The organism is Kitasatospora sp. A2-31 (genome assembly GCF_022288725.1).
Classification (GTDB): Bacteria; Actinomycetota; Actinomycetes; order Streptomycetales; family Streptomycetaceae; genus Kitasatospora.
Map to the genome: position 1 here is coordinate 1,008,866 of NZ_JAKNTA010000001.1, position 802 is coordinate 1,009,667.

The 802-nt window shown below is 55.7% G+C and carries 2 other annotated features (both cut by a window edge).

From position 1 onward, the window contains the following. Positions 1-95: a sequence feature (23S ribosomal RNA rRNA prediction is too short), on the reverse strand; it reaches 322 nt to the left of the window's first position. A 57-nt stretch (positions 96-152) separates the two neighbouring features. Then, positions 153-802 (reverse strand) — a sequence feature (most likely nonfunctional fraction of RNA operon) (it continues 2,653 nt past the right edge of the window).

An 802-nucleotide genomic window follows, 5' to 3' on the forward strand; every position in this document is an offset into this window, starting at 1 on the left:
TTTCAACGACGACTCCACAACAACTGGCGTTGCTGCTTCACAGTCTCCCACCTATCCTACACAAGCCGAACCGAACACCAATATCAAGCTATAGTAAAGGTCCCGGGGTCTTTCCGTCCTGCTGCGCGAAACGAGCATCTTTACTCGTAATGCAATTTCACCGGGCCTATGGTTGAGACAGTCGAGAAGTCGTTACGCCATTCGTGCAGGTCGGAACTTACCCGACAAGGAATTTCGCTACCTTAGGATGGTTATAGTTACCACCGCCGTTTACTGGCGCTTAAGTTCTCAGCTTCGCCAGAGCGAACTCTGGCTAACCGGTCCCCTTAACGTTCCAGCACCGGGCAGGCGTCAGTCCGTATACATCGCCTTACGGCTTCGCACGGACCTGTGTTTTTAGTAAACAGTCGCTTCTCGCTGGTCTCTGCGGCCACCCCCAGCTCGGAGTGCAAGACTCGTCACCAGGAATGGCCCCCCTTCTCCCGAAGTTACGGGGGCATTTTGCCGAGTTCCTTAACCATAGTTCACCCGAACGCCTCGGTATTCTCTACCTGACCACCTGAGTCGGTTTGGGGTACGGGCCGCCATGAAACTCGCTAGAGGCTTTTCTCGACAGCATAGGATCATCCACTTCACCACAATCGGCTCGGCATCAGGTCTCAGGCTACGTGTTGTGCGGATTTGCCTACACAACGCCCTACACCCTTACCCCGGGACAACCACCGCCCGGGCTGGACTACCTTCCTGCGTCACCCCATCGCTCACCTACTACAGGCTTGGTTCAGCGGCTCCACCACGTCCC